General features: G+C 35.1%; 3 protein-coding genes and 1 pseudogene. All 4 read right to left on the bottom strand.

Annotated elements, in window-relative coordinates; translation table 11 throughout:
- A pseudogene (locus J6V67_RS07225) lies at positions 1-575 on the bottom strand (hypothetical protein); the annotation flags it as partial.
- The gene (locus J6V67_RS07220; protein ID WP_086228222.1) at positions 568-780 is read right to left on the bottom strand and encodes a hypothetical protein; all 213 of its coding nucleotides are present in this window, start codon (positions 778-780) and stop codon (positions 568-570) included. The gene J6V67_RS07220 and the pseudogene J6V67_RS07225, both read right to left, overlap by 8 nt.
- Before the next feature lie 3 nt (positions 781-783).
- Positions 784-2,229 (bottom strand): acetyl-CoA carboxylase subunit A, encoded by a 1,446-nt coding sequence (locus J6V67_RS07215; RefSeq protein WP_086247187.1) that lies wholly within the window; start codon positions 2,227-2,229, stop codon positions 784-786.
- Between the two features lie 199 nt (positions 2,230-2,428).
- Positions 2,429-4,000 carry a flagellin B gene (locus J6V67_RS07210; protein WP_291860819.1) on the bottom strand — a complete coding sequence of 524 codons (1,572 nt, stop codon included), beginning with the start codon at positions 3,998-4,000 and terminating at the stop codon, positions 2,429-2,431.
- Between the last annotated feature and the right edge of the window lie 66 nt (positions 4,001-4,066).

Below are 4,066 nucleotides of genomic sequence, written 5' to 3'. Positions count from 1 at the left end.
GTAAGAGCAGAATCATATAAATCTTTCTGTTTTTCCAGAAGTTCATTCTGTTTCTCTATTTCATCAATAGTATCTTGTATTTTATCTATTTCACGATCAAAACGTCTTTCTACTGCAGCAAGGACTTTATCATAATAATCTACCTCAAAGCCAAACTCTCCAGCACCATCTACATAAACACTAAAATAGCGTTCATAATTCATCTGGTGATACTCCCAGCCTCGCTTATTTTGCATAAATTTATGATATTTTTCATATAGATTTATATGTGCTTGACTTAGATGTGGACGAGTTACTACAGCTTCTATACCAGCGTCTTTATTTTTACGGATTACTCGCCTTAAACTTTTAGTTAATTTAAATTTTTGAGCGTCTATTCTTAGACTTTTGCATTCATTGCAATCTTTACAAATTGGCTTTGAAAAATACTTACCAAATCTTCTATAACCATGCTCAACCAAAGCAGAATTATAAGCATATGATGCTTCATAAATATACTTATAGCTACTTCTAGCGTTTTTACCTTTTAGATACGCACAAGGCGTATCTAAAGTGCTAAATTCAATCTCAGTCAAGCTTTTTTATATCCGAATATTTGATAAATTCCATAAATTCATCTCTTAGCCTAGCCTCTTTATCAGCTACTACCTCTGGCTCAGAAAATATATCTTTAAACTCATCACGGTTTGGATTTGGTTTTGGTTTTGAAACTGGAGTTTGAGCCTTTTGCTCTTTTACCATCTGCCCTTTTATCTCTTTTAAACTATCTAAAAAATCCATAAATTACCCATTTTCTCTACTAGATTTTACCTTTTGAATCGCTGCTGTAATAGCTGCAATTACCTCTTCTTTATTCTCTTGATTGTGATCATGAGTATTTTCTAAAATATCTTGAAGTCTCTCTTCGATATAGCTAGTATCAAAAAATCCTCTTCTAAAGTGTCTTCTTTTAGATATAGCTAAAAGAAATGGCAGCGTGGTTCTAACGCCTTCAATTGTAAATTCATCTAAAGCACGCTCAAGCTTACTTACAGCCAAATCATAACTTCTAGCTTTTACTATTAGTTTAGCTACAAGTGAATCATAAAATGGCGGTATAGAATACCCTTGATACATATGGCTATCTACCCTTACGCCAGGACCAAGAGCAGGGAAATAACCTGTGATTTTACCAGGACTTGGAGCAAAATTTTTCCATACATTCTCAGCTGTAATTCTAGCCTCTATAGCAACACCTTGAGGTTTAACCTCTGTTTGATCTATATCTAAAATCTCCCCTGATGCAATGCGAATTTGTCTAGAGATTAGATCGACTCCTACAATCTCCTCAGTTACGCCATGTTCTACTTGAATTCTTGTATTCATCTCCATAAAATAAAAGTTATTATAATCATCTAGCAAAAACTCTATTGTACCAGCGTTAGTATATCCTACAGCCTTAGCTGCTGCAACTGCAGCCACACCCATTCTTTTACGCAAATCCTCACTAATAGTAGGACATGGGGCAATCTCAATTACCTTTTGGTGGCGTCTTTGGATAGAGCAATCACGCTCACAAAGGTGAATTAAATTACCATAATTATCACCTAAAATTTGGAATTCAATATGCCTTGGTTTGACAATTAACTTTTCCATAAAGACTTCATCATTATTAAAAAACGCCTTAGCCTCTCTTTTACAACTCTCATAGCTACTTTCTAAATCTTTTGGATCCCATACCTCTCTAATACCACGACCGCCACCGCCGCCGCTTGCTTTTAGGATTACTGGGTAGCCTATTTTTTCAGCTTCTAATTTTATAGTTTCAATGCTCTCTTTATTTAACGCTTCAGTACCTGGCACAACTGGAATACCATTTTTATGCATTAAATTTCTAGCGATATTTTTATTTCCCATTTTTAAAATAACTTCAGATTTTGGCCCAATAAATGTAAGACCAGCATCCTCAACCATCTTAGCAAATTCATAATTTTCACTCAAAAATCCATATCCAGGATGTATAGCATCAGCACCACACGCCTTAGCTACTTCTACTATTCTAGCAGCATCTAGGTAGCCTTTAATCGGGTCTTTGCCTATCTCATATGCCTCATCAGCAACTTTTACATGTAAAGAGTCTTTATCTGGTTCTGTGTAGATAGCTACATTTTTGATATGTAAATCTTTACACGCCCTAACGATTCTAACAGCTATTTCACCACGGTTGGCAATCAAAATTTTATATATCATAGAATTACCTTTAAAAAATTTTCCATCCATTGTAGCTAAATTTGGATATTTTTTAGCTAAAAATAGAAAAATAAATTTAAATTTTAAATAATGTGTTACAAATGTTTGATTTAATGAGGTTTTATCAATCTATTTATGGTAATGAAGCTATTTATAAAGATTACTACGCCTTGTGTTTAGGCGTAGTGCTAAAACTAACTTATTGTAGTAGTTTTAAGATATTTTGCTGTACAGCATTTGCCTGGCTCATAGCGTAGCTTCCACTTTGGGCTAGAATGTTATGTTTAGAGAAGTTTGCGCTCTCACTAGCAAAGTCTACATCTCTTATTTGAGATTCAGCTGATTTTACATTTACTTGAGTAACTGTGATATTATTTAGCGTAGCTATTAATTGGTTTTGTACTGAACCTAGGTCAGCTCTGATTCTATCTAGACTTTTTCTAGCTGATTCAGCTACATCTATCATGGCTTGAGCGCCACCATAGGTATTTACGCCACCAGACTGATCTGTCATTTGACCAGCTGCAGAAGCTCCACCATTAAAGAAGCCCATAGCTCTAGCAAGCGTTGAGCTAATAGTTCCTGAGTTCATATATTTTAAATTTACACTAGCTTGATTATATACTTCAGAAGCTATTGATGTATTAGTAATTGTAATTCCCGACATATTACTTATTTGAGACATACCGCTTATACCAACTTTAATATCTCTAGCGTCTTGGCGGATAAATGTCATTTGACCCAAAAGTACGGCACCTTGACCTGCTACGCTACCAGTTGAAGCACCAGTAATAGCACCACCTAAAACTGTATAACTATCTGAAAAAGTACCAATTACAATAGCTCTACCATCTTTGGCGGCTAAAACTAATCTACCATTATCTAGACTAGCCTCTACGCCAGTCTCATCTTTTTTAGCATTGATTGCACCGATTAAAACATTATCGCTATCGTTAGCCTTAAGAGTAATATTGCCTATTGTTACACCATTTATCATTAATCCTTGAACTGTACCAGATTTAACTGCGCTACTAAAAATTTGAGTATTATTAACTTTTACTCTTACGCCGGTTTTATCTGAAACTCCGTTCATCATTTCAGCTACGGCTTTTAAGCCATCTGTTTGAAAAGTTCCTGAAGCAATTTTTTGGAATGTATAACCACCTGGATAACCATCAATTCCGCTTAATTTTACCGTAACGCCATTTAGCGCTGAAACTGATGAAAATATGGCATTACATATCGTCTCAAACCTAGTATGCCCTATAGTATTTGAGTTAGTAGCACCTATGCTTACTTTTGCAGTTTCATTGCTATAAGCACCAATTTGGAAGTTTTTGTTTGAAAAATTTCCATTTAGTAGTTGTTGTCCATTAAAGCTTGTAGTAGTAGCTATCATATCTAGTTCTTCTAGTAGTCTGCTAATATCATTTTGAAGAGCTCTTCTAGAATCAGCATTTTGACCATCTTGTGCTGCTTGGATAGCTTTGGTTTTAATAGTATCAAGTATTTTAATCTGTTCATCCATAGCTTTATCTGCAGTTTGAATGATACCTACAGCATCATTAGCATTAGCAATGGCTTGACCTAGGGAGTTAGCTTGAGAGCGAAGACTATCAGCAATAGCCATACCTGATGCATCATCAGCTGCTGTTTGAATTCTAAGCCCTGAGCTTAGGCGACCAAGTGAGCTAGTAAGTGCTCTATCATTTACAATTGCGTTTGCGTGTGAATTTAGAGCTGCTACGTTTGTATTTATTCTAAAACCCATTATAAGTCCTTTTATAGAAATATTATTAAGTTATAAAAGCCCTAAGCAAATGGTGTTCCAAAGTTT

Source organism: Campylobacter sp., from assembly GCF_017646085.1.
Lineage (GTDB): Bacteria > Campylobacterota > Campylobacteria > Campylobacterales > Campylobacteraceae > Campylobacter.
This window is presented reverse-complemented; position numbering and strand designations above follow the sequence as displayed.

What these genes read in the sequence shown, in the direction of transcription:
- J6V67_RS07220 (WP_086228222.1), bottom strand. Translation starts at nt 780, where the DNA reads ATGGATTTTTTAGATAGTTTAAAAGAGATAAAAGGGCAGATGGTAAAA.
- J6V67_RS07215 (WP_086247187.1), bottom strand. Translation starts at nt 2,229, where the DNA reads ATGATATATAAAATTTTGATTGCCAACCGTGGTGAAATAGCTGTTAGA.
- J6V67_RS07210 (WP_291860819.1), bottom strand. Translation starts at nt 4,000, where the DNA reads ATGGGTTTTAGAATAAATACAAACGTAGCAGCTCTAAATTCACACGCA.